This is a genomic window from Microbacterium sp. 5K110, from assembly GCF_005774735.1.
GTDB lineage: Bacteria > Actinomycetota > Actinomycetes > Actinomycetales > Microbacteriaceae > Microbacterium.
Map to the genome: position 1 here is coordinate 17,905 of NZ_VBUM01000023.1, position 24,149 is coordinate 42,053.

The following is a 24,149-nucleotide window of genomic DNA, read 5'->3' on the forward strand; positions in this document are numbered from 1 at the left end:
AAAGGTCACAAGACAATGTCCGAGATCATCACACCGGAGCTCGTCAGCCTCGACGCGCCCCTGGGGGCCGACAAGCAGTCGGTCATCCGTGCTCTGGCCGAGCGCGTCGTCGCGCAGGGCCGCGCGACCAGTGCGCAGGAGCTCTTCGACGACGCCTGGGCCCGCGAACAGAAGGACGAGACCGGACTCCCCGGCGGCATCGGCATCCCGCACGCGCGCAGCGCCTCGGTCACCGAGCCGACGCTCGCCTTCGCCCGTCTGACGCCCGGCGTCGACTTCGGTGCTCCCGACGGGCCCGCCGACATCGTGTTCCTCATCGCGGCGCCCGCCGGAGCCGACGAGGCGCACCTGGCGGTGCTGTCGCAGCTCGCCCGCAGCCTCATGAAGCCCGAGTTCACAGCGGGACTCCGCTCCGCCGTGAGCCCCGCCGACGCGGTGCGCATCATCACGGATGCCGTGACCCCCGCGCCCGCTCCGGCCGAGGCCCCCGCGCCCGCTCCCGCCGCGGCGACCCGCGCCGAGGCCCGCACGGCCACCGCGACGAAGACGACGAAGATCGTCGCCGTCACCGCGTGCGCCACCGGCATCGCGCACACGTTCATGGCCGCCGATGCGCTCACCGCCGCGGGCCTCGAGGCCGACGGCGTCGAGCTCGTCGTCGAGCCGCAGGGGTCGAGCGGCTACAAGGCCCTGCCGCAGAGCGTCATCGACGACGCCGACGCCGTGATCTTCGCCGTCGACGTCGACGTCCGCGAGCCCCAGCGCTTCGCGGGCAAGCCCGTCGTGCGCGCCGGTGTGAAGCGCGGCATCGAGCAGCCGAAGCAGCTCATCGCCGAGGCCGTCGCGGCGTCGCAGAACCCGAACGCCGCGCGCGTGCAGGGCGGTGCCGCCGGTGCCTCGGCGTCGGACGCCCCCGTCGCCCAGCAGTCCGTGGGTCGCCGCATCCAGCGCTGGCTCCTCACCGGTGTCAGCTACATGATCCCGTTCGTCGCCGGTGGCGGTCTGCTCATCGCCCTGGGCTTCCTGCTCGGCGGTTACCAGGTCACGCAGAACGCGGCCAACGTCATCATCCAGAACTCGCTGTGGGACCTCCCGACCGAGGGCATCACCTCGCCGCTCGGACCGGTGGGTCAGTACCTCGGTTCGGTCGCCTTCATGATCGGTGCGACGTCGATGGGCTTCATCGTCGCCGTGCTCGCGGGCTTCATCGCGTACGCGATCGCCGACCGTCCCGGTATCGCCCCCGGCTTCGTCGCCGGTGCCGTCGCCGTGCTCATGAACGCCGGCTTCATCGGCGGCATCATCGGCGGTCTTCTCGCCGGTTTCATCGCGTGGTGGCTCGGCCGCTTCGACGCACCCCGCTGGTTGCGCGGACTGATGCCCGTCGTCATCGTGCCGTTCCTCGGCTCGATCTTCGCCTCGGGCTTGATGATCCTCTTCCTCGGCCGCCCGATCGCCGCCCTCATGGCGGCGCTCACCGAGGGCCTCACCTCGCTCGCGGCGTCGAGCGCCGGTGCCATCGTGCTCGGTGTCATCCTCGGCCTCATGATGTGCTTCGACCTCGGTGGACCCGTCAACAAGGTCGCGTACGTCTTCGCGACGACGGGCCTGGCCGCGGCGACCCAGACCAACACCGCGCCGTACCTGATCATGGCCGCCGTCATGGCCGCGGGCATGGTGCCGCCGCTCGCGATGGCCCTGGCATCCACGGTCCTGGCCCGGGGCAAGTTCACGCCGGTCGAGCGCGAGAACGGTGCGGCCGCGTGGCTGCTCGGCGCCTCCTTCATCTCCGAGGGCGCGATCCCGTTCGCCGCGGCCGACCCGCTGCGCGTCATCCCCGCCTCGATGGTGGGCGGCGCGATCACGGGAGGCCTCAGCATGCTGTTCGCCGTGCAGTCGTACGCGCCGCACGGCGGGGTGTTCGTCTTCTTCGCGATCAACCCGTTCTGGGGTTTTGCCCTCGCAATCGCGGCGGGTACGGTCGTGACGGCGCTGCTCGTCGTCGCTCTCAAGCGCATCGGTCGCCGCACCCAGGACTCCGCCGTCACCGAGGCCGCTCCGGCCGCCTCCGTCGCCGCCTAAGCCCCCATCGGTTCGAAAGGAATCACCATGGCAGAACGTCAGGCCACCATCGCCAGCAGCTCCGGACTCCACGCCCGTCCCGCGAAGCTGTTCGTGCAGGCCGTGCAGGAGAAGAAGATCCCCGTCACCATCTCGGCCGACGGCGGCGCCGACCTCAACGCCGGCAGCATCCTCTCGCTCATGGGTCTCGGCGCCGGTCACGGCACCGTCGTGACGCTGAAGGCCGAGGGCGAGGGCGCCGAGCAGGCGCTCGACGAGCTCGTCGCCCTGCTGGAGACGGACCTCGACGCGCAGTAAGCCTCTCTGCACGAAACACCGGATGCCACGGCCCCAGGGGTCATGGCATCCGGTGTTTCCGTGTGCGGGCGGCACAACTCCTGCAGGAACCCGGCCGCGCGGGTGTCGTGGGCAGCAGACGCCGGTTCTGCCGGAGTTGTGCGGCTCAGACCTCGGTCGAGTCGCCGGGCTGCAGATCGACGAAGGTCCCGCCGTTCTGCTCGACGGCCCAGGTAAGGCGGGCGTTGCCCATCTGCTTTCCGGCGACGGAGAGGGTCATGTCGTGGGTGGCGAAGGCGCGCGCGGGCTTGACCGCGAGCACGAAGTCCATCGCCTCGGAGATCTTGAGCCACGGCGCGCCGACGGGAGCGGCGAGGAGCGCGACCTCGGTGTGCTTCGGAACGGCGTACGAATCGCCCGGGTAGTACAGCGCGTCGTTGACGAGCACGCCGACGTTGTCGACGACGGGGATCGACTCGTGGATGACCTCATGGCGGCCGCCGAAGAACTTCAGGTGGAACGGGGCGAGGTCCAGGGTGTCGCCGGGGTTCACCGCCGCGATCTCGAAGCCGGCGGCGGCCTTCTGCACGCCTTCCGGGCCGTAGATCGGCACGCCCGGGTGCGCCTTCTGCAGGCGGGTGAGGTGCTCGGGCGTCCAGTGGTCGGGGTGCTCGTGCGTGATGACGACGCCGACGAGGCCCGTGAGGTCCTCGAGCGGCGAAGTGAAGCTGCCGGGGTCGATGACGAGGGTGTGGCCCGCCTCGGCGACGACGAGGGCGGCGTGTTCGTGTTTGGTGACCTGCATGCCGTCGAGTCAACTCCGCGGCGGGGGAGGCTGCAACCGCTGGACGGGGAGCGATCCGGATGCCAGGGGATGAACGTCTTGCGTCCGCCCTTCCCTTCGGGCCGGTCCCGCGATACGGTGGGCCGGACACGCCCGGGCTGCGAGTCATTCGCGGCCCGATTTGTCGTGCGCCGCATCCGTAGTGCATACTTGAACGGTTGCGACGCGGCCCCATCGTATAGCGGCCTAGTACGCCGCCCTCTCACGGCGGTAACGCGGGTTCGAATCCCGCTGGGGTCACCAACATGAGAAAGAGCCTCGACCGAATGGTCGGGGCTCTTTCGTTGCGTCGGCACGCCCGCGCACGGGGCGCGAACGGAATCGGATGCCGTGAACGTGGCATCCGATCGCGTCGAGGCGATTACCCCTCGTTGCTCGCGCGTCGCCGGCGGATCAGCCGCCGCACGCCCCACACGATCACGAAAGCCACCGCGCCCACGGCGATCCACGGCAGCAGGAACCCGAGTCCGATCACGGTTCCGTTGAGTGTTGCGACGAGGCCGTTCCACCCGGCCACGAGCCCGTCGCCGAAGCCGGCGGGGTCGGCGGCCACCGTCTGCGAGCGCTCGGTCAGCTGAACGCTGAGCGACGACATCGCCACTTGCGATTCGATGGAGTTCAGCACCTGCCGGTCGGAGTCGAGCTGCGCCTGCCGCTCCGCGAGCGCGGATTCGGCGGCGATGAGGTCGGACACCGACCCGGCCTGCGCCATGAGCTCGGTGAGACGGGCGACGGATGCCTCGCCGGCGGCGACGCGAGCCCGGAGGTCGACCGTCTGCTCGGTGACGTCGGAGCGGTTCACGCTCGTCGCCGTCACATCGCCCACGGCGGAGAGGCCGTCCATCACCGAGGCGAGCGCATCGGCGGGGACCCGGACCGTGATCCACGCCGACGACGCGGTCGGCTGCGACATCCCGCCGTCGAGCGGGACGACGCCGATGCCCCCGCCCAGCTGCGACGACTCCACGTATCCACCGGCCGAGGTGGCGGCATCCGAGATCTTCGCGATCGCGGCGGTGACGTCGTCCACCGCGACCGTGCTCGATCCGGTGGCGACGATGTCGCGCGACGCCGATCCATCGACGCCGGATGCGGCCGACGCGTCGCCAGAGATCGCGGCACCGCTCATGTCGCGGAGGCCTTCCGCCGATTCGCCGGTGCTCAGACCGGGGACGGCCGCGCCTCCCGCTTCGCTCACGCCCACGACGGACGAGCCGCCGGTGCTCGTCGGCGACGTCAGGGCCGGGCCGACGACGGCGGCCACGACGACGACGGCCGCTGCGGCGCCGACGCCCGTCCACACGGCGCGGCGGCGGCGCCGACGTGCGGTCCGCTCGTCGGCGATCCGGGCGAAGACGGCGGTCTCGATGGCATCCACCCGGTCGTCGCGGAGCGGGGGGAGGGTGGGCGTGGTCATGGGGTCTCCGTCTCCATCGCGGTGGCGCGCACCCGGGAACGGATGCGGGAGAGGCGGTTGCGCACGGTGCCGTGGGACACCCCCAGGGACTCCGCCGCCGCTTGATAGCCGTAGCCTTCGGCGGCGCAGAGTCGGAAGATCTCCCGGTCGAGCTCGCCGAGACCTTCGACGGCGGCGAGGATCGCTCCGACCGTCTCGGCCTCGACGACCTGCTTCTCGACGTCGACGATCGCGGGGATGCTCTCGTCGAGCTCGGCGGTCGCTCCGTGTCGACGCCGCGACCGCAGCCGGTTCTGCGCCTGCAATCGGCACACCGTCGCGAGCCACGGCAGCAGGGACGCGCCCTCGAGTCGAAGCTGCGGGATCTTCCGCCAGGCGACGACGAACGTCTCCTGCACGACATCCTCCGCGTCGTTCTCGTCGTGGACGAGCCCGAAGGCGATCCAGTACACCGGCCGCGCGTAGGCGCGATAGAGCGCCCGGAACGCCACCTCCGACCCACCGGCGGCGCGCGCGACCAGCGCCCTGTCGTCGATCACGTCGTCGGTCATGGCATCCGTTCTTCCTGTCGGGCACCCGTGTGAGCACTCTCTCACTCAGAGGTGTCCGCGCGCGCCGGATCGTCTCACGCCGATCGTCGGCCGGGATGCCGGGCGCCCGGGCCGGCGGATAGACTTCAGCGTTTCCCCCGACGAAAGGCCCGCCATGGAGCTGCAGCTGGATCCGGTGTTCCAGACCGTCACCCTCGTGGTGCTGGTGTTGATCCTGGCCGCGGATCTGCTCATCATCCTCGCGCGACCCCACATCCCCTCGCCGAAGGAATCGACGCTCTGGGTGGTGTTCTACGTCGTGCTGGCGCTGGCCTTCGCGGGCGTCCTGGCGATCGCGGCCGGGGGAGAGGTCGCGGGTCAGTTCGTCGCGGGCTGGCTCACCGAATACAGCCTGTCGATCGACAACCTCTTCGTCTTCGTCCTGATCATGGGCCAGTTCGCGGTACCGCGCCGGTATCAGCAGGAAGTGCTGATGGTGGGCATCATCATCGCCCTGATCCTGCGCGGCGCGTTCATCCTCGTCGGGGCCACGATCATCGAGAACTTCAGCCCGATCTTCTATCTCTTCGGCGCGTTCCTTATCTACACGGCGATCCGGCAGGCGTTCCCCGGCGATGACCACGACGACGACACCCAGAAAGAGAACCTCGTCGTCCGGATGCTGCGCCGGGTGCTGCCGATCAGTGACACCTACGACGGCAAGAAGGTCCTCACGCGGGTGGGCGGCAAGCGCATCTTCACGCCGATGATCATCGTCTTCGCGGCGATCGGTGTCACCGACCTGTTGTTCGCCATCGACTCGATCCCGGCGATCTTCGGCATCACGCAGAGCCCGTTCATCGTGTTCACGGCAAACCTCTTCGCCCTCATGGGCCTGCGCCAGCTGTACTTCCTGCTCGGCGACCTGCTCGAGCGTCTGCGGTTCCTGCACTACGGCATCGCGTTCATCCTCGCGTTCATCGGCGTGAAGCTCGTGCTGCACGCGATGCACGTGAACGAGCTGCCGTTCCTCAACGGCGGCGAGCCGATCGAGTGGGCGCCCGAGATCTCGACGTGGGTCTCGCTCGCGGTGATCGTGCTGTCGATGGCGGTCGCCACGATCGCGAGCCTCGTCGTTTCGCGTCGCGAACCCGCCGCGGCCGGCCCGCGGGATGCGGCCGCGCGGGTCGCCGACGAGAAGGGCACGCCTCCGACGGTGGAGCAGCCGGACCGCGACTGAGGTTCTGTGCGCGGAGCGCGGCGTCGCCGGTCAGAACGCGTGCAGGTTGCCGCGCAGGCCGCCCTCGACGTATTCCTCGCGCAGGATGCCGCGGCGCCGCAGGATCGGCACGAGGTCGTCGAGCACTCGGTGCACGGTGACGGGGTGCAGATCGCCCCACAGCAGCACTCCGTCGTTGCCCCAGTCGCCGAGCTGCTCGATGCGGTCCGCGAACTCGTCGGCCGTGCCGACGAAACCGGACCCGTCGCTCAGTCGCCCCAGGCGGGCGTGCGCGGCGAGGATCGCGCGGAGCGGCGCGTCGGGCTCGTGCGCCCCGACCAGTCGTCGGATGCTGCCCTCGGACACGTGCTCGCCGAAGATCGCCCGGTCCAGCGGGGCGTCGAGGTCCAGCCCGGTGAGGTCGGTTTCGAGGTCGCTGGACTGCTTGCGGGCGATGGCCGACAGCGCGGCCTCGTCGGGGTGAGCGGATGCCGCGACGAGCCGGTCGGCTTCCTCCGCCGACGACACGAGCACCGGCTGGATGGCGAAGAGGATCTTGATGTCGTGGGGCGAACGTCCGGCGGCTTCGGCGGCGGCGTGGATGCGTCCGCGATAGGCGCGGATGCTCTGCTCGTCGAGGGGCGCGAGCGCCAACTGGACGTCGGAGTTCGCGCCGGCGAACGCCAGTCCGCGGCCGGAGCCACCGGGCGAGACGATCGCGGGCTCGCCGTCGGTGAACGGCACCGCGTTCAGCGGGCCGTCGAAGCCGAAGTACTCGCCGCGGTGCTGCGCCGCGGCGAGGCGCGTGCCGTCGGCGTACACGCCGGACTCCTCGTCCTCGACGAGCGCGCCCTCACCCCAGCTGCGCCAGAGCGTCCGCAGCCCGTCGAGCCATTCCTCGGCGCGGTCGTACGCGGCGTCGTGGCCGAGCTGCGGTGCCGTGGAGAAGTGTCGCGCGCTGCCGGTGTCGGTCACGACGTTGAGTCCGAGGCGGTGGCCGCTCAAGTGCTGGAGCGTGGCGAACTGCCGGGCGGCGGTGTACGGGAGGTACGCGGCCGGGTTGACCGTCGGCACGACGCCGAGGTGCCGGGTCGCCGCGAAGAGGTAGGGGGCCAGCAGAAGCGGATCGTGCTTGGGGCCACCGAAGGCGTGCCGGACGCGGAGATCGATCGTCTCGGCGCTGCCGAGCGACGGCGCGTCCTCGATGATGAGCAGGTCGAACCCGGCCTGCTCGAGCGTGCGCGCGGAGTCCTGGTACAGACCGGGTTCGGTCCAGCGGTGGTTCCACCGCAAGTACGGGTGCCCCCAGCCGTGCGGGCCGAATCCGCGAGCGAGGAACCACCCGAAGTGCTGCAGACGGCTCACAGGACCACGACCTCTCGCACGTCGCCGGCTCGGGTCGCCGAGACGATCCCGTCCAGGGCCTGCGCGAGGTCGGCGAGGATGTCGTCGATGTCCTCGATGCCGATCGAGAGGCGGATCGTCCCCGGGAAGACTCCGGCCCGCTCGCGTTCGGCCACGGTGCGGCCCGCGTGGCTGGTGCTCTGGGGGTGCAGGACGAGCGAGCGCACGTCGCCGAGGTGGGTCATGTGCGTGATCAGACGCACCGATTGCACGACGTGCCGCGCCGCCTCGAGCCCGCCGCGGAGGGTCACGGTGAACACCGAGCCGCTCCCGCGCGTGAGGTAGCGCCGCCCCAGCTCGTGATGCGGGTGGGAGGGGAGCCCGACGTAGTCGACGCGCTCGACCTCGGGACGCCCCTCGAGCCACCGGGCGACCGCGAGCGCGTTGGCGGACTGCCGCTCGACGCGCAGGCTCAGCGTCTCGACGCCCTGGCCGATGAGGAAGGCGTTCAGCGGCGACGGCGATGGGCCGAAGCGCGGGGCGACGCTCTCACGGAAGTACGCTCCGCGCGCCCGGGGCCCGTGCTTCTCGGCATAGCTCGCGCCGCCGAGGCGGTCGGCGCCGACGAGGTGGGGGAACACGTGCCCGGACGCCGCGGCGTCGAAGCGTCCGTCGTCGACGATGACGCCGCCGAGTACCGCGCCCTGCCCGGCGAGGAACTTGCTCGCCGAATGCACCACGACGGCCGCGCCGTGCTCGATCGGCCGCAGCAGGTACGGCGTCGTGAAGGTGCTGTCGACGACGAGCGGGATGCCGTGCTCCGCGCCGACCGCAGCGACGGCGGCGACGTCGAGGACGTGATTGCGGGCATTGGAGAGCGTCTCGGCGAACAGCGCCTTCGTGCGCGGGGTGATCGCGGCTCGCCACGCGTCGAGGTCGTCGGTGTCGACGAAGGTCGTCTCGATCCCCAGACGCGCGAGGTTGTCCAGGAGCAGTCCGCGCGTGCCTTCGTAGATGTGCTCCGAGACGACGAGGTGGTCGCCCGCTCCTGCGAGGCCGAGGAGCGCGACGGTGACGGCCGCCTGGCCGCTCGAGACGAGGATCGCCTGGTCTCCGCCTTCGAGCGAAGCGAGGCGTTCTTCGACGGCCTGCACGGTGGGGTTGCCCGTACGGGTGTACCCGAAGCCGCTGCCCGTGGAGAAGTGGGCTGCCGACTCGTCGAGATCCGAGAACGTGAAGCCCGCCGTGAGGTAGATGGGCGTGGCCCGGGGCGATGCGGGGGCGGCGGACGAGCCCACGTGCACCTGACGGGTCGAGAAACCGGTGTCTTCCTGTGCGCCCATGCGGGACTCTCCTTCCAACGGCGGTGGCGACAGGCTCGCACGGCGACCCGGCCGCCACCCAAACGTGCGGCGCCGTGTTACGCGGAGGGGCGTGCTCGGCCCGGTGGTATCGTGGCGACGTGCGGATCGCCGGCCTCCTCCTTAGCGGCCGCGACGAGACCTTGTTCTAGGCCTTTCTCGTCGCGGAGTTCGTCGCGGGCCTCACATCCCATCCGAGGAGAAACGCAAGTCTCATGAGCACGACATCGATCGACGGCATCCACATTCCCGATCGCCCGCGGACCCTGGCCGAGAAGGTCTGGGACGACCACCTGGTCGTCAAGGGCGAGGACGGTCAGCCCGATCTCATCTACATCGACCTCCACTTGGTCCACGAGGTGACGAGCCCGCAGGCGTTCGACGGCCTGCGCGCCGAGGGCCGCCCGGTCCGCCGCCTCGATCTCACGATCGCGACCGAGGACCACAACACCCCGACGCTCGACATCGACAAGCCGATCGCCGACCTCACCAGCCGGACGCAGATCGAGACGCTGCGCCGCAACGCCGCCGAGTTCGACGTCCGCATCCACTCGCTGGGCGACAAGGAGCAGGGGATCGTCCACGTCGTCGGCCCGCAGCTGGGGCTGACGATGCCCGGCATCACCGTCGTCTGCGGCGACAGCCACACCTCGACGCACGGCGCGTTCGGGGCCATGGCCTTCGGTATCGGCACGAGCGAGGTCGAGCACGTCCTGGCGACCCAGACGCTGCCCCTCAAGCCCTTCAAGACGATGGCGATCACCGTCGAGGGAGAGCTGAAGCCCGGCGTCACCGCGAAGGACATCATCCTCGCGATCATCGCCAAGATCGGCGCGAACGGCGGCCAGGGCTACGTCCTGGAGTTCCGCGGCAGCGCGATCCGCTCCCTCTCGATGGAGGGGCGCATGACGATGTGCAACATGTCGATCGAAGCCGGTGCTCGCGCCGGCATGATCGCCCCCGACGAGACGACCTTCGCCTACGTCAAGGACAAGCCGCACGCCCCGCAGGGTCAGGACTGGGAGGACGCCGTCGCCTACTGGCGCACGCTCCCCAGCGACGAGGGCGCCGTCTACGACGCCGAGGTGTTCCTGGATGCCGCCGAGCTCGAGCCCTTCGTCACGTGGGGCACGAACCCCGGTCAGGGCGTTTCGCTCTCGGACGTCGTGCCGACCCCCGCCGACATCATCGACGCGAACGAGCGTGCGGCGGCCGAGCGGGCGCTGGAGTACATGGACCTGCAGGCCGGGACCCCGATGAAGGACATCCCCGTGGATGCCGTCTTCATGGGCTCCTGCACGAACAGCCGCATCGAAGACCTGCGGGCGTTCGCGTCCGTCATCCAGGGCCGCACGAAGGCGGAGAACGTCCGTGTCATGGTCGTGCCCGGCTCGGCGCGCGTGCGCCTGGAAGCCGAGGCGGAGGGTCTGGACAAGGTGTTCACCGCGTTCGGGGCCGAGTGGCGCTTCGCGGGCTGCTCGATGTGCCTGGGCATGAACCCCGACCAGCTCGCACCGGGCGAGCGGTGCGCGTCGACGTCGAACCGCAACTTCGAGGGGCGCCAGGGCAAGGGCGGACGCACCCACCTGGTCTCGCCGCTCGTGGCAGCGGCGACCGCGGTGCGCGGGACCCTCTCGAGCCCCGCCGACCTCGATCCGCTGCCCGCGGAGACCGTTTCGACCGGGGCGGAGGCCTGACATGGAGAAGTTCCACACGCACACCGGGATCGTCGCGCCGCTGAAGCGGTCCGCCGTCGACACCGACCAGATCATCCCCGCCGTGTACCTCAAGCGCGTCACCAAGACCGGTTTCGAGGACGCGCTGTTCGCCAACTGGCGCCAGGATCCCGCGTTCGTGCTGAACCAGGACGCCTACCGCTCGGCATCCGTGCTCGTCGCCGGCCCCGACTTCGGCACCGGCTCCAGCCGCGAACACGCCGTGTGGGCCCTGCGCGACTACGGGTTCCGCGTCGTGCTGAGCCCGAAGTTCGCGGACATCTTCCGCGGCAACTCCGGCAAGCAGGGGCTCGTCACGGGCGTGATCTCGGAAGACGACGTCGAGCGGCTCTGGTCGGCGGCCGAGGCGCAGCCGGGCGTCGAGATGACGGTCGACCTCGAGGCCAAGACCGCCACGCTCGGCGACCTCCGAGTCTCGTTCGAGATCGACGATTACACTAGGTGGCGGCTTCTCGAAGGGCTCGACGACATCGGGCTCACTCTGCGTGACGAAGACAAGATCGCGCAGTTCGAGGCGCGCCGCGAGGCATGGCGGCCGCGGACCCTTCCGGTCCGCTAAGCCCGGCCGGTCCGATCGGGCCGTTCCGCCGCCCCTCGTCCACGAAGTGAGGTCCACCCCCCTATGAGCACACTCGTCACCGATTCCGGAGACCAGATCCCCGGACAGCCGGACTGGGAAGCGGCCGAGACCCTCGTGATCCGCGGCGGACGCCCGTTGCGCGGGACGGTCGAGGTCAAGGGGGCCAAGAACCTCGTCACGAAGGCGATGGTGGCGGCGCTCCTCGGCGACACCACCAGCACGCTGCGCGACGTCCCGATGATCAGCGACGTCAAGGTCGTGCGCTCGCTCCTCGAGGTGCACGGCGTCACCGTGACCGAAGGGGACGAAGAGGGAACGCTCCACCTCGACCCCTCGGGCGCGGTCGCCGCGCACTTCGAAGAGATCGACGCCCACGCCGGCGCGTCGCGCATCCCGATCCTCTTCTGCGGACCGCTCCTGCACCTCCTCGGTGAGGCGCTCATCCCCGACCTCGGCGGATGCCGCATCGGCGACCGTCCGATCAACTTCCACATGGATGCGCTCCGCGCGTTCGGTGCCGTCGTCGACAAGAGCTACGAGGGCATCCGCATCACCGCCCCGAACGGGCTGCACGGCGCCAACATCACGCTGCCGTACCCGAGCGTGGGCGCGACCGAGCAGGTCCTGCTCACCGCGGTGCGCGCGAAGGGCGTCACGGAGCTTCGCAACGCCGCGATCGAGCCCGAGATCATGGATCTCATCGCGGTGCTGCAGAAGATGGGCGCGATCATCTCGTACGAGCCCAACCGCGTCATCTTCATCGAGGGTGTCGACCGTCTCGACGGCTACGACCACCGCGCGATCTTCGACCGCAACGAGGCCGCTTCGTGGGCCTGTGCGGCCCTGGCCACCGACGGTGAGATCTTCGCCAAGGGCGCGCGCCAGCAGGACATGCTGACGTTCCTCAACGTCTTCCGCAAGGCCGGCGGCTGGTTCGACGTGCGCGAGGACGGCATCCTGTTCCGCCGTGGCGGCGACCTCAAGCCCGTCATGGTCGAGACCGACGTGCACCCCGGCTTCATGACCGACTGGCAGCAGCCGCTCATCGTCGCCCTGACGCAGGCCCACGGCGTCTCGACCGTGCACGAGACGGTGTACGAGAACCGCCTCGGCTTCACCCAGGCGCTCAACAAGATGGGGGCCGACATCGTCGTGCACCCGACGGGCCTGGACAGCGCCGACCGGCGCGTGCCGCGACGCGACCTCGAGCAGGCCGCCGTGATCACCGGCCCGACGCCCCTGCACGGCGCCGACGTCGAGGTGCCCGACCTGCGCGGAGGCTACAGCTACGTCATCGCGGCTCTGGCTGCCGAGGGCGAGTCGACGGTGCGCAACATCGGCATCATCCGCCGTGGATACGAGAAGTTCCTCGAGAAGCTGACCGCTCTCGACGCTGACTTCGACGTCGTGGGCTGACCCGTGGCGGTCTCTCCGGAGAAGAGCCGGCCGAGCGCCTTCTGGCCTCTCGCCGCGATCGTGGTGCCGCTGGTGGGCCTGTTCGCGCGGATCGAGATGCGCGGCGTCGAGAACCTTCCGCGCGACGGCGCGTACGTGCTCGCCCCCAACCACAATTCGGAGTTCGACCCGCTCGTGGTCGCGGTGGCCGTGTGGCGCGCCGGACGCGCGCCGCGCTTCCTCGCAAAAGAGAGTCTGTTCCGCGTGCCGGTGCTCGGGGCCGCGCTCCGCGCGACGGGCATGGTCCCGGTGCCCCGGGCCTCGACGAGCGCCAACCAGTCGATCACGGCCGCTCAAGAGATCGCCCGCGACGGCCGCGGCGTGATCGTCTACCCCGAGGGGACGCTCACCCGCGACCCGGAGCTGTGGCCCATGCGCGGCAAGACCGGTGCGGTCCGCCTCGCCCTCGGCGGCGACCTGCCGTTGATCCCGATGGCGCAGTGGGGCGTGCAGGAGATCCTTCCGCGCTACGGCAAGCTGCGCTTCCCGCGCCGCTCGCGCGTGATCGTCGAGTTCGGCCCGGCGATCGATCTGTCCGAGCATCTGGCCACTCCCTCGCAGCCGGCGACCCTGACGCGCGCCACCGATACGCTCATGGCGCGCATCGCCGAGATGCTGTCGGGACTGCGCGGTCTTCCCGCACCGGCTGAGCGCTGGAACCCGTCGCAGCACGGGCAGAACGAAACGGGGCGCCTTGAGTCGTAAGAGCGAGGCCCCCGGGCCCAAGGTCGCCGTCATCGGTGCGGGCAGCTGGGGCACGACCTTCGGCAAGATCCTCGCCGACGGCGGGGCGTCCGTCGTGATGTGGGCCCGTCGGCCCGAGTTGGCCGCCGAGATCACCGAGTCCAAGCGCAACAGCCGGTACCTGTCCGGGATCAACCTCCCGCGCACGATGACCGCGACCACGAGCCTCGCGGAAGCCCTCGACGGCGCGGAGCAGGTGTACCTGTCGATCCCGAGCCAGGCGCTGCGCGAGAACCTCGCTGCCGTGAAGCCGCTCGTCTCGCACACCGACGCGCCGATCGTGTCGTTGATGAAGGGCGTCGAGAAGTCGTCCGGGCTGCGGATGAGCCAGGTCATCGAACAGGTGCTCCTGTGCGACCCGAGCCGCGTCGCGGTGGCATCCGGCCCGAACCTCGCGCTCGAGATCGCGCGCGAGCAGCCGACGGCCGCCGTCATCAGCTCCTTGAGCCCCGAGACGGCCGAGGCCGTGGCCCGGCGCGCGCGCAACCGCTACTTCCGGTCCTTCGTGAACACCGACGTCATCGGTACCGAATTCGGCGGTGTGCTGAAGAACCTGATCGCGGTCGCGATCGGCATCGTCGACGGCGTCGGGTACGGCGAGAACACCAAGGCCTCGATCATCACGCGCGGACTGGTCGAGATGACGGACTTCGCGGTGGCACAGGGCGCCCAGCCCGAGACGCTGCAGGGGCTCGCGGGCCTCGGCGACCTCATCGCCACGTGCCAGTCGCCGCTCAGCCGCAACAACACCGCCGGGCGCCTGCTCGGCCAGGGCTACGGCTATCAGGACGTGGTCAAGCAGATGCAGCAGACCGCCGAGGGCTTGGCATCCGTCGCCCCGGTTCTGCAGCTCGCGCGCGAGGTCGGCGTCGACATGCCGATCGTGCGCCAGGTGAAGATGGTGCTCGACGGCACCATGGATCCGCGCGACATCGCGCCCCATCTCACGACCGACGACGACCAGCCGCAGGGCGAGAGGACGCAGAATGACCAGACCGGCGGTGGTGGTGCTCTTCGGCGGGCGCTCCAGCGAGCATTCGATCAGTTCCGCCACGGCGGGAGGGGTGCTGCGGGCGATCGATCGTGAGCGCTTCCGCGTGATCCCGGTCGGGATCACGCGTGACGGTGCGTTCGTCCTCGAAGACGACGACCCCGACAAGTTCGCGCTCATCCCCGACGCCCTCCCCGAGGTCGTCGACAACGGCAGCCGCGTGCGTCTGCCGGAGTCGGTGCTCTCACGCGAGTGGACCGTGACGGATGCCGCGGGCGAGCGCTCCCTCGGCGAGGTCGACGTCGTCCTGCCGATCCTGCATGGCCGCTTCGGCGAGGACGGCACGGTCCAGGGACTCCTCGAGCTCCTCGGCATCCCGTACGCCGGCGGCGGCGTGCTCATGTCGGCGATCGGCATGAACAAGCACGTGACCAAGCGCGTGCTGCGTTCGGCCGGCGTGCCGGTGGTGCCGTGGGTCGCCGTGACGCGCGCGGATCTCACGCGCGATCGCGACCTGTGGGAGCGGCGCATCCGCGCGCTCGACCTGCCGGTGTTCGTCAAGCCGAACGAAGCGGGCTCGAGCGTCGGCGTGACGAAGGTCTCTCGCTGGGAAGATCTGGATGCCGCCCTCGAGACGGCGTTCGCCGAGGACCGTCTGGTCCTGGTCGAGCAGGCCATCGTGGGCCGCGAGCTGGAGTGCGGCGTGCTGCCCGGCCGCGACGGCGGACCGGTGCGCGTGAGCGTGGCCGGCGAGATCGTCGTCACGGGTCGGGAGTTCTACGACTTCGAGGCGAAGTACCTCGACGCCCCCGGTGTCGACCTCGTGTGCCCCGCCGACCTGCGCGACGGTGAGCTCGCCGAGATGCAGCGGATCGCGGCGCAGGCGTTCGAGGCGCTCGGCGGCGAGGGACTCGCGCGGGTCGACTTCTTCTACACGGGGACGGAGTTCTACGTCAACGAGGTCAACACGATGCCGGGGTTCACCCCGATCTCGATGTTCCCCACGTGCTGGATCGCCTCGGGGCTGTCCTACCCCGATCTGATCAGCGACCTCCTCGACGCCGCCCTCGGTCGAGACTGACGCGCCCCGAGAGGCTTACGGTGCGGGCGTCGGCGTCGGCGTCTGCAGGTCGGATGCCGAACTGCACACCGATCCGGTCGCGGGCAGGTAGTCGCGGATGAGTGGCGCGAGGGCCTGAGCGATGTCGGCGCTGCTCGCCTCGGCGTAATCGAGGTAGATCTGCACGGCGGGCTCCCGCCCGAACGTCGTGAGCGTGTACCGGTTCTGGTCGGCCTGCGACTCGTCGACGAGCCAATCCACGCCGTCGAACGGGCGGCAGGGGAGCGTCGAGGGTCCGGGTGCCTCGAGCCCGCACGTGAGGAGGATGCTCGCCGGATCGCCCCAGGCCCCGGTCGCCTGCGCGTCGGTCCAGCGGCGCTCCTGGCCCGAGATGCTCTGGGGCAGGCGCGAGATGATCTCGGCGCACGCGGGGTCGTTCGCGCCCTTGGCCGGCTGCATCGCGACCGTCGTGCTGCACGCGGCGAGTCCCGGCAGCAGAGCGAGAACGGCGATCAGCGCGAGGGAGCGAAAGGAGCGGGGCACCCCTCCAGGCTAATAGCGTGGGGAGGTGACCGACGCCGAGACCACCGTGGGAGAACTGTCCGAGGGGCAGGTGCTCCGCGGCATCCTGGACCGCCTTCCCGCTTCGACCGCGCTCATCGGGCCGGGCGACGACGCCGCGGTGCTCGCGATGCCCGACGGGCGGGTCGTCGCCACGACCGACACGCTCGTGCACGGTCCGGACTTCCGACTGGCCTGGTCGTCGGCGTTCGACCTGGGGTACAAGTCGGCGGCGGTGAATCTCGCCGACGTCGCGGCGATGGGTGCGCGACCGGTCGCGCTGCTCGTCGCGCTGGCGATGCCCGATGACACGCCGGTGACGTTCGTCCGGGGTCTGGCGGACGGGCTGGCAGCGGCGTGCACCGACCTCGCGCCGGGCTGCGCGGTCGAGGGCGGGGACCTCACGGTCTCGGACACCCTGACCATCGCGGTCACGGCCCTCGGGAGCCTCGACTCTCGCGCTCCGGTGCGCCGGTCGGGTGCCCGGCCCGGCGACGCCGTGCACGTGATCGGCGAGCTGGGGGTGGCCGCACGGGGGCTCGACGTCCTGTTCTCGCGTTTCACGGATGCCGCGGGCGCCCCGGTGCCCATCACCGAGGCGGCACGCGCCGCCCTCGATGCCACCGAGGCGCACGCCCTCGATCGCCAGTTGCGTCCGCGTCCGCCGATCGCCGATGCGCTGCGGGCCGCGGACGCCGGGGCGACGGCGATGATGGACGTCTCGGACGGACTCGCCCTGGATGCCACGCGCCTCGCCGACGCGTCGGGAGTGACGATCGCGTTCGCCTCTGCGGTGCTCGGCGATGATCCTGCGCGAGCCCTGGGCGGGGGAGAGGACCACGGCTTCCTCGTGACGTTCCCCGCGGAGGCGTCCGGTCCGGGGCTCCGGGTCGGAACGGTGCGGGAGCGCGGCGAGGCCCCGGTGCTCGTGGACGAGCGCCCCTGGACGGGCCGCGCGGGGTGGGATCCGTACCGCGACTGGGACGCCGGGCGCGGCTGATCTCCCGCCCGCATCAGGCGGGCGGGCGCCCCCACCACAGGGTCGTGTCGCCGTACGTGCGATCGCGCTCGGGCTCCAGCCCCGCGGTCGTCCACGCGGGGGCGGGGGAGCGCTTCGCGCGCTCCACGATCACGGCGGCCTCCGCGCTCAACCGGGGAGCGAGAGCCGCGAGGACACGGGTGATCTCGTCATCGGTCACGTCGTAGGGCGGGTCGATGAAGACGAGGTCCCACTCCGCGGCCGAGCTCTCGAGGTAGGTCGACGCGTTGGCGCGGTGCACACGGGCGGGGGCGGTCACTCCCGCGCTGCGCAGACGGTCGGCGTTCTTGCGGATGAGAGCGGCGGCGGGGGCGGAGAGCTCGACCAGATCGGCGGACGCCGCGCCGCGGCTGAGGCTCTCGAGGCCGAGGGCGCCCGAGCCTGCGTACAGGTCGAGCACGCGGGCCCTCGCGACGAGGTCCGCGGAGTCGAGCGCGCCGAAGAGCGACTCGCGCACGCGGTCGCTGGTGGGACGTGTTCCCTTCGCAGGGACGTCGAGGACCGTGCCGCCGGCGCGGCCGGAGATGATGCGGGTCACTGTCTCACCCTACAAACACGCTGTCCGAGGGGGTGCCTAGACTCGGAGCATGCCCGGACTCTCTCTGTCGTCGCGACTCGACGGGGCCGTGGGCGGCAAGACCGCCGCGGCGTTCGAGCGGGCGTTCGGCATGAAGACCGTGGGTGAGCTGCTCGAGCACTACCCGCGTCGTTATGCCCGACGCGGAGAGCTGACGCCGATCGCGCTTCTCCCGCTCGGTGAGCCCGTGACGATCGTGGCCGAGGTCGTCAGCGCCACCGAGCGTCGCATGCAGAACCGTCGCGGGTCGCTGCTCGAGGTGATCATCAGCGACGGTGACGGCCGTCTCTCGCTGACGTTCTTCAACCAGTCCTGGCGGCTGAAAGACCTGACGCCCGGGCGCCGGGGCATCTTCTCGGGCAAGGTGGGCGAGTACCGGCGGCAGACGCAACTGACGCACCCCGACTACGAGCTGTTCGACGAACTCGCCGAAGCGCGCGCCGAGGCCGAGGTCAACGCCAAGCGCCCCATCCCGATCTACCCCGCCACCAGCAGCGTGCCCAGCACCCTGGTGCAGAAGACCATCTCGCTCGTGCTCGACGCGCTCGGCGACGTCGACGATCCGCTGCCCGAATCGGTGCGCACCGCGCGCGGGCTGCTGGGCGCTCGGGCGGCGCTCGAACACATCCACCGCCCGTACCACGACGACGAGATCCCTCCCGCCGTCGAGACCCTGCGCATGCAAGAGGCGTTCGTGCTGCAGACCGCGCTGCTGCAGCAGCGGCAGTTCGTCCGGGCGCTGTCGGCGGCGAAACGCCCCTCTGCCCCCGGCGGCCTGCTCGAACGCTTCGACGCGATCCTGCCGTTCGCCCTCACCCCCGATCAAGAGAGCGTCGGGGCACGGATCGCCGACGACCTCGTCGGGGACTGGCCCATGAACCGTCTGGTGCAGGGCGAGGTGGGCTCGGGCAAGACCCTCGTCGCCCTGCGGGCGATGCTGCAGGTGGCCGAGTCGGGCGGTCAATCGGCTCTCATCGCCCCGACCGAGGTGCTCGCCGCGCAGCACCTGCGTTCGATCGCGCGGATGCTGGGTCCCGAGCTCGCGCCCGAGCTCATGCCGACGATGCTCACGGGCCAGCTGCCCGCGGCCGAGCGGCGCCGGGCCGCACTGCGCGTCGCGTCGGGTCAATCGCGGATCGTCGTGGGCACGCACGCGTTGCTGAGCGCCACGACCACGTTCGCCGACCTGGGTTTCGTCGTCGTCGACGAGCAGCACCGGTTCGGCGTCGACCAGCGCGAGGCCCTCCGCGCCAAGGGCGACTCTCCGCACACTCTCGTCCTCACGGCCACGCCCATCCCGCGCACCGTCGCCATGACGGTGTTCGGCGATCTCGACGTGTCGACGATCCGCACGATGCCCGCTGGTCGCGCCGGCATCCAGACGTTCGTCGCACCGCTGGCAGAGAAGCCGGGCTTGTTCGCGCGGGTGTGGGATCGGGTCGCCGAAGAGGTCGCGCAGTCGCGCCAGGCGTTCGTGGTGTGCGCGGCGATCGACGCCGAGAAGCTCACCTCCGACGAGGTGGGCGACGAGCCGGCCGAGGGGGCCGCCGACACCCGCACGCGCTGGGGCGTGGTGCAGGTGGCCGCGCTGCTCGAGACGCTTCCGTCGTTCACCGACATCCGCGTCGAGATCCTGCACGGCAAGATGCACGCCGACGAGAAAGATGCGGCGATGCAGGCGTTCGCGCGCGGCGACATCGACGTGCTCGTCGCGACCACCGTGATCGAGGTCGGCGTCGACGTGCCCAACGCGTCGACGATGGTGATCCTCGAGGCCGATCGCTTCGGCGTCTCGCAACTGCACCAGTTGCGCGGTCGCGTCGGTCGCGGTGGGCTCCCCGGTCTGTGCCTGCTCGTGACCGAGGCCGCCCCCGGCTCGTCGTCGCGCTCGCGCGTCGAAGCGGTCGCGCGCACGCTCGACGGCTTCGAACTCGCCGAGGTCGACCTCGAGCTGCGGGGGGAGGGCGATGTGCTCGGGGATGCGCAGTCCGGCGTCCGGTCCTCGCTACGTCTGCTGCGCGTCGTCACGGATGCCGAGCTCATCACCGATGCCCGCGCCGCCGCCGAGAAGATCCTCGCCGACGATCCCGCGCTGTTGCGGCACCCGGGGCTCGCCGCCGCACTGGAGCGTCGGGTGGGTGTCGAGGAGCGCGCGGCCCTGGCCAAGTCGTGATCGCTAGGGTGGAGTCATGACCCCGCGGATCGCTGTGGTGCCCGGATCGTTCGACCCCCCGACGTTGGGGCATCTCGACGTCATCCGTCGGGCCGCCGAACTGTTCGATCAATTGCACGTGCTCGTGGTGCACAACCCCGGCAAAGAGGCGATGCTGCCGATCGCGCAGCGTCAGGCACTGCTGGAGCAGTCCATCGCCGACGCGCAGATCGAGGGTGACGTCATCGTCGCGTCGTGGAGCATGGGGCTCCTGGTCGACTACGCCACCGACGTGGGCGCGCGCGTGCTCGTCAAAGGCATCCGGTCCCAGGTCGACGTCGCGTACGAGACGCCCATGGCGATCGTCAACCGCGACCTCGCCCACGTCGAGACGGTGTTCTTGCTGCCCGATCCGTCGCACGCGCTGGTGTCCAGCTCGCTCGTGCGCCAGGTGGCGTCGCTCGGGGGCGACGTCTCGCCGTACGTGCCCCGCGCGGTCGCCCGCTTCCTCGACACCGGCGCCCGCGGGCTCTGACACCCGCGCCCGCTCGACCACCCGCGTCCGTTCGGCCGCACGGCCCGCGCCCAGGGGCACGCGGGTAGCATGGTCGACCGTGAGAACTCACCGTCCCGGCCCCTTCCAGCTCCCCGTGCGCGACATCGAGCGCCACCCCGGTGAGATGCGCGAGCACGAGCTCGACATCCCGACGCCCGAGAAGTGGGGCGAGGGTCTGCTGTCGATCGCCGCGGCCGAAGTGCTCGAGATCGACGTGCGTCTGGAGTCCGTCCACGAGGGCATCCTGGTCTCGGGAACGGTCGACACCACGGCCACCGGCGTGTGCGGTCGGTGCCTCATCGACATCACCGAGCCTGTCGAAGTCGAGTTCCAGGAACTTTTCGCGTATCCTGGGGAGGAAGCGAACGACTTCGAAGTTCAAGACGACCACGTGGATCTTGAAAATCTGGTCCGGGATGCCATCGTCCTCTCGCTTCCGTTCCAGCCGGTGTGTCAGCCGGATTGCCTCGGGCTCGACCCGGTCACGGGTGAGAAGCTGACGGAGAGCGCCGGCGACACGGAGCAGACGCCCGCCGATCCTCGGTGGGCAGCGCTCCAGCAGTACACCCCAGACGACGGCGATGCGCTCCGCGCCGCCCCCAAGACAGAGAAGAGCTAGTCATGGCAGGTAACCCCCCGAAGCGGAAGGTCTCCCGCTCGAACACCCGCTCGCGTCGTGCGCAGTGGAAGGCCGAAGCCCCCGCGCTGGTCAAGACCATCGAGAACGGCAAGGTCGTCTACAGCCGCCCCCACCAGGCGAAGGTCGTCACCGACTCGCAGGGCACCGAGCTCTTCCTCGAGTACAAGGGCCGCAAGGTCGCCGACGTCTGATCAACGTCCGGTGACGCAAAGAGCTGCGCTCATCGAGAAGCTCGGGGTCGACATCGACCCCGAGCTTCTTTCTCTTGCGCTGACCCATCGCTCGTTCGCGTACGAGAACGGCGCCATCCCGCACAACGAGCGCCTCGAGTTCCTCGGCGATTCCGTGCTCGGGCAGGCCGTGACCGTGCGTCTGTACACGGGGCATCCCGACCTGGACGAGGGCAGCCTCGCGAAGCGCCGCGCCAGTGTCGTGTCGACCGTCGCGCTGGCCGAAGTCGCCCGCGGCATCGGTCTGGGCGACCACGTCCGCCTCGGTCGGGGAGAGATCCTCACCGGCGGCCGTGACAAGGACTCGATCCTCGCCGACACGATGGAGGCCGTGATCGGGGCGACCTACCTGTCCGCCGGCGCCGAGGCTGCCACGTCCCTGGTGCTGCGACTCGTCGAGCCGCTGTTGGCCGATCCCGACCGCTACGGCGCGGCGATGGATCCGAAGACGAGCCTGCAAGAGATCGCCGCCCGGCTGAGCCTGCACGCTCCGGTCTACGCCGTCGAGGCGACCGGCCCCGATCACGACCGCCGTTTCACCGCGACCGTCACGACAGGAGACGTCGTCACGCACGGGACGGGTTCCAGCAAGAAGCAGGCAGAGATGGCCGCGGCGCTCACCGCGTGGCGCGAGCTCAACGCCCGTGCCTGAGCTTCCCGAGGTCGAGGTCGTCCGCGCCGGTCTCGAACCCGCGGTCACCGGCGCTCTCGTCGCCTCGGTGGACGTGCTCGACGAACGCGCGCTCACGCGCCATGCCGGCACCGCCGCGCACTTCGAGGCCGAGCTCACCGGCCGCCGCATCGACGCCGCCGTCCGTCGCGGCAAGTTCCTGTGGATGCCGCTGGGTTCCGACGACGCGATCGTGACGCATCTCGGCATGAGCGGGCAGATGCTGCTGCGCCTTCCCGGCGCTCCCGCCGAACGCCATGAGCGCGTCCGGATCGAGCTGGAGCATCCCGAGCACGGGCCGCTGTCGGTGGTGTTCGCCGATCAACGCACGTTCGGTTCGCTCGCGCTCGACGAGCTCGTAGACACCCCGGATGCCGCTGCGGGCGGCCGCGGTTCGGTGCTCCCGCGCGTTCCGACGCAGGTCGCCCATATCGCCCGTGACCCGCTCGACCCCGCGTTCGACGACGCACGATTCCGCGCGCGCCTCGGGCGCACGTCGTCGGGGATCAAACGCGTGCTCCTCGATCAGACCGTGGCGAGCGGCATCGGCAACATCTACGCCGACGAGTCGCTGTGGGCTGCGCGCATCCACCCCGAGACCGCGGCATCCGATCTCCCGACCCGCTCGGTGAACCGACTGCTCGCCGAGGTGCGGGCGGTGCTCGAGAAGGCTCTGGCCGAGGGCGGGACGAGCTTCGACGCGCAGTACGTCAACGTGAACGGGCAGGCCGGCTACTTCGCTCATTCGCTGAACGCCTACGGCCGCACGGGGCAGCCGTGTGCGCGCTGCGGCCGCCCGATCGTGCGCGTGAGCTTCATGAACCGCTCGTCCCACTTCTGCCCCCGCTGCCAGCGCGTGCGCTGACCGCCGTCGTGCCCGGCGCCGGCGGCGAGACCGCATCCGGTCGACGAACCCCCTGCAGACTGCGCGGGAATTGTCAGGCGGATGCAGTCTCGGCGGTTCAGGCCTCGGCCAGCACCTTCTGCCATGCGCCCTCGTACGAGATCGGGGTGAACCCGATCGCTTCGTTGATGGACAGCATCGGCCGATTCTCCTCGGCGTTCCACGTCATCACGCGCGGCGACTCGGGCACAGCCTCTCTCCACGAAAGCAGACCCGCGCACTTCACGAGCATGCCGAGGCGATGCCCGCGGTGGGCGGCGACGACCAAGGTGTCCTCCTGGCCCGTCACGGCGGTGCGGTCCTTACCGATGACGAGTTCGTTGAACGCCGCGAGCTCGCCGGTGTCGACGTGCTGGGCGACCGTCACGAGCAGGTGTCGGTCGGCCTCGTTGTACTGACGTTCCCAGTCGGCGACGCGAGCGGCATCCCATTTCTCCTCATCGTGATCAAGACCCGCGGACGGGGCGTCGGTGATCATGCGCGCCTTCATCGCGGCGAAGGCGTCGACGAACTCGGTCGGGGTCGGCAGGCTCCACTGGATGACGCGATAACCGATCGCGGCGGCCTCGGCGTCGGCCAGAAGCTCGCGCAGATGCGGTTCCGACCCCGCGAGGTCGAGGCGGCTCTGGCGCACGATCTGCTCGAGCGTGTACCCCGCCGCGAGGTAGAACTGCGCCGCACGGTCGAGCGGGATTCGCCCGAAGCCGGTCGGCGCGTCCATCGACGGACCGTCGGCGGCGGGGTGCTCGGCCCACGACTGCAGGATGGTGCGGCCGTGCTCGCGAGCCGTCCGCTCGATGAGGTCGTGGCCCGCGCGGCCGATCCCGCGGCCCCACGCGCTGCGGAGCAGCTCGATGAGCCAGAAGCCGGTGCGCGCGCCGTCCTCCTGCGGAAGGTCGAGGCCGACGCGGCCCACGACCTCGCCGTCGAGGATGGCGAGCCACACCAGGCGCACCTGCGCGGCGGTCGGACGGTAGACGGGCAGCAGCTCGTCGGCGGGCATCGCGTGGTCGTCGTGGCCGGAGATCTCGGCGTACACGAGGTTGCGCACGCGCGCCATCTCGCGGAAGTCGTCCGCGTCGGCGGCGTCGATGGATGCCGGGATGTGGAGGGGGCGCAGCTCGAGGCCGGCCGGAAGGGTGGTCATGTCGGGCCTTTCGGGAAGGAGAAAAGGGCGGGGA

Annotated in this window: 24 protein-coding genes and 1 tRNA gene; 17 read left to right on the forward strand and 8 right to left on the reverse strand. The window is 70.5% G+C overall.

The window, feature by feature from the left end:
• Nucleotides 1-15 precede the first annotated feature (15 nt).
• Nucleotides 16-2,082: a PTS fructose transporter subunit IIABC gene (locus FE256_RS07495; protein ID WP_138174308.1), complete on the forward strand. Its 2,067-nt coding sequence runs from the start codon at nucleotides 16-18 to the stop codon at nucleotides 2,080-2,082.
• Nucleotides 2,083-2,109: 27 nt separating this feature from the next.
• Entirely contained in the window at nucleotides 2,110-2,379 is a 270-nt protein-coding gene (locus FE256_RS07500; protein WP_055954014.1) for an HPr family phosphocarrier protein, read from the forward strand.
• 145 nt (nucleotides 2,380-2,524) lie between these two features.
• Here the strand turns inward: FE256_RS07500 and FE256_RS07505 are convergent, their stop codons facing one another.
• On the reverse strand, nucleotides 2,525-3,163 hold the full coding sequence (locus tag FE256_RS07505; RefSeq protein WP_138174310.1) for an MBL fold metallo-hydrolase: 639 nt from the start codon (nucleotides 3,161-3,163) through the stop codon (nucleotides 2,525-2,527).
• A 206-nt stretch (nucleotides 3,164-3,369) separates the two neighbouring features.
• Here FE256_RS07505 and FE256_RS07510 point away from each other — a divergent pair.
• Nucleotides 3,370-3,445 (forward strand) — tRNA-Glu (locus FE256_RS07510).
• A gap of 118 nt (nucleotides 3,446-3,563) precedes the next feature.
• Here the strand turns inward: FE256_RS07510 and FE256_RS07515 are convergent.
• Together FE256_RS07515 and FE256_RS07520 are read right to left on the reverse strand one after the other, a co-directional pair.
• Nucleotides 3,564-4,619, reverse strand: a complete 1,056-nt coding sequence (locus FE256_RS07515) for a DUF4349 domain-containing protein (RefSeq protein WP_138174312.1) — start codon at nucleotides 4,617-4,619, stop codon at nucleotides 3,564-3,566.
• Entirely contained in the window at nucleotides 4,616-5,170 is a 555-nt protein-coding gene (locus tag FE256_RS07520; protein WP_138174314.1) for an RNA polymerase sigma factor, read from the reverse strand. Before FE256_RS07520 ends, FE256_RS07515 begins: the two co-directional genes overlap by 4 nt.
• Before the next feature lie 154 nt (nucleotides 5,171-5,324).
• Here FE256_RS07520 and FE256_RS07525 point away from each other — a divergent pair, with 154 nt between their 5' ends.
• On the forward strand, nucleotides 5,325-6,389 hold the full coding sequence (locus FE256_RS07525; RefSeq protein ID WP_138174316.1) for a TerC family protein: 1,065 nt from the start codon (nucleotides 5,325-5,327) through the stop codon (nucleotides 6,387-6,389).
• 30 nt (nucleotides 6,390-6,419) lie between these two features.
• On the opposite strand, the gene FE256_RS07530 is transcribed toward FE256_RS07525, so the two are convergent.
• Nucleotides 6,420-7,733 (reverse strand): LLM class flavin-dependent oxidoreductase, encoded by a 1,314-nt coding sequence (locus tag FE256_RS07530; RefSeq protein ID WP_138174318.1) that lies wholly within the window; start codon nucleotides 7,731-7,733, stop codon nucleotides 6,420-6,422.
• Complete coding sequence (locus FE256_RS07535) at nucleotides 7,730-9,055, reverse strand: O-acetylhomoserine aminocarboxypropyltransferase/cysteine synthase family protein (RefSeq protein WP_138174320.1); 1,326 nt, start codon at nucleotides 9,053-9,055, stop codon at nucleotides 7,730-7,732. Before FE256_RS07535 ends, FE256_RS07530 begins: the two co-directional genes overlap by 4 nt.
• A 233-nt stretch (nucleotides 9,056-9,288) precedes the next feature.
• Between FE256_RS07535 and leuC the strand changes: the two genes are divergently transcribed.
• The 6 genes from leuC to FE256_RS07565 all read left to right on the forward strand — a co-directional run bounded on the left by leuC (nucleotide 9,289) and on the right by FE256_RS07565 (nucleotide 15,660).
• Complete coding sequence (gene leuC / locus FE256_RS07540; RefSeq protein ID WP_138174322.1) at nucleotides 9,289-10,770, forward strand: 3-isopropylmalate dehydratase large subunit; 1,482 nt, start codon at nucleotides 9,289-9,291, stop codon at nucleotides 10,768-10,770.
• 1 nt (nucleotide 10,771) lies between these two features.
• Nucleotides 10,772-11,368, forward strand: a complete 597-nt coding sequence (gene leuD / locus FE256_RS07545; RefSeq protein WP_138174324.1) for a 3-isopropylmalate dehydratase small subunit — start codon at nucleotides 10,772-10,774, stop codon at nucleotides 11,366-11,368.
• A 63-nt stretch (nucleotides 11,369-11,431) separates the two neighbouring features.
• Entirely contained in the window at nucleotides 11,432-12,805 is a 1,374-nt protein-coding gene (gene murA / locus FE256_RS07550; protein ID WP_138174326.1) for a UDP-N-acetylglucosamine 1-carboxyvinyltransferase, read from the forward strand.
• A gap of 3 nt (nucleotides 12,806-12,808) precedes the next feature.
• Nucleotides 12,809-13,549: a lysophospholipid acyltransferase family protein gene (locus FE256_RS07555; RefSeq protein WP_138174328.1), complete on the forward strand. Its 741-nt coding sequence runs from the start codon at nucleotides 12,809-12,811 to the stop codon at nucleotides 13,547-13,549.
• The gene (locus tag FE256_RS07560) at nucleotides 13,539-14,675 is read left to right on the forward strand and encodes an NAD(P)H-dependent glycerol-3-phosphate dehydrogenase (RefSeq protein WP_138174330.1); all 1,137 of its coding nucleotides are present in this window, start codon (nucleotides 13,539-13,541) and stop codon (nucleotides 14,673-14,675) included. Before FE256_RS07555 ends, FE256_RS07560 begins: the two co-directional genes overlap by 11 nt.
• On the forward strand, nucleotides 14,575-15,660 hold the full coding sequence (locus FE256_RS07565; RefSeq protein ID WP_138174332.1) for a D-alanine--D-alanine ligase family protein: 1,086 nt from the start codon (nucleotides 14,575-14,577) through the stop codon (nucleotides 15,658-15,660). Before FE256_RS07560 ends, FE256_RS07565 begins: the two co-directional genes overlap by 101 nt.
• Nucleotides 15,661-15,675: 15 nt before the next feature.
• On the opposite strand, the gene FE256_RS07570 is transcribed toward FE256_RS07565, so the two are convergent.
• Nucleotides 15,676-16,182 carry a DUF3515 family protein gene (locus FE256_RS07570; RefSeq protein WP_138174334.1) on the reverse strand — a complete coding sequence of 169 codons (507 nt, stop codon included), beginning with the start codon at nucleotides 16,180-16,182 and terminating at the stop codon, nucleotides 15,676-15,678.
• Between the two features lie 25 nt (nucleotides 16,183-16,207).
• On the opposite strand from FE256_RS07570, the gene thiL reads away from it, so the two are divergent.
• Entirely contained in the window at nucleotides 16,208-17,200 is a 993-nt protein-coding gene (gene thiL / locus FE256_RS07575; RefSeq protein ID WP_138174336.1) for a thiamine-phosphate kinase, read from the forward strand.
• A gap of 13 nt (nucleotides 17,201-17,213) precedes the next feature.
• Here the strand turns inward: thiL and FE256_RS07580 are convergent, their stop codons facing one another.
• On the reverse strand, nucleotides 17,214-17,777 hold the full coding sequence (locus FE256_RS07580) for an RsmD family RNA methyltransferase (RefSeq protein WP_138174338.1): 564 nt from the start codon (nucleotides 17,775-17,777) through the stop codon (nucleotides 17,214-17,216).
• Nucleotides 17,778-17,826: 49 nt separating this feature from the next.
• On the opposite strand from FE256_RS07580, the gene FE256_RS07585 reads away from it, so the two are divergent.
• The 6 genes from FE256_RS07585 (at nucleotide 17,827) to mutM (ending at nucleotide 22,929) form a co-directional block, all read left to right on the forward strand.
• On the forward strand, nucleotides 17,827-19,989 hold the full coding sequence (locus FE256_RS07585; RefSeq protein ID WP_138174340.1) for an ATP-dependent DNA helicase RecG: 2,163 nt from the start codon (nucleotides 17,827-17,829) through the stop codon (nucleotides 19,987-19,989).
• Between the two features lie 16 nt (nucleotides 19,990-20,005).
• Complete coding sequence (gene coaD, locus FE256_RS07590) at nucleotides 20,006-20,503, forward strand: pantetheine-phosphate adenylyltransferase (RefSeq protein WP_138174342.1); 498 nt, start codon at nucleotides 20,006-20,008, stop codon at nucleotides 20,501-20,503.
• 145 nt (nucleotides 20,504-20,648) lie between these two features.
• On the forward strand, nucleotides 20,649-21,143 hold the full coding sequence (locus FE256_RS07595; RefSeq protein WP_138174354.1) for a YceD family protein: 495 nt from the start codon (nucleotides 20,649-20,651) through the stop codon (nucleotides 21,141-21,143).
• A 2-nt stretch (nucleotides 21,144-21,145) separates the two neighbouring features.
• Nucleotides 21,146-21,355, forward strand: a complete 210-nt coding sequence (gene rpmF, locus FE256_RS07600) for a 50S ribosomal protein L32 (protein ID WP_013586329.1) — start codon at nucleotides 21,146-21,148, stop codon at nucleotides 21,353-21,355.
• A gap of 10 nt (nucleotides 21,356-21,365) precedes the next feature.
• Nucleotides 21,366-22,046: a ribonuclease III gene (gene rnc, locus FE256_RS07605; RefSeq protein WP_138174344.1), complete on the forward strand. Its 681-nt coding sequence runs from the start codon at nucleotides 21,366-21,368 to the stop codon at nucleotides 22,044-22,046.
• Complete coding sequence (mutM, locus tag FE256_RS07610; protein ID WP_138174346.1) at nucleotides 22,039-22,929, forward strand: bifunctional DNA-formamidopyrimidine glycosylase/DNA-(apurinic or apyrimidinic site) lyase; 891 nt, start codon at nucleotides 22,039-22,041, stop codon at nucleotides 22,927-22,929. Before rnc ends, mutM begins: the two co-directional genes overlap by 8 nt.
• Before the next feature lie 97 nt (nucleotides 22,930-23,026).
• Here the strand turns inward: mutM and FE256_RS07615 are convergent.
• A partial coding sequence (locus tag FE256_RS07615) for a GNAT family N-acetyltransferase (RefSeq protein WP_252370937.1) occupies nucleotides 23,027-24,149 on the reverse strand: 1,123 nt, incomplete at its 5' end.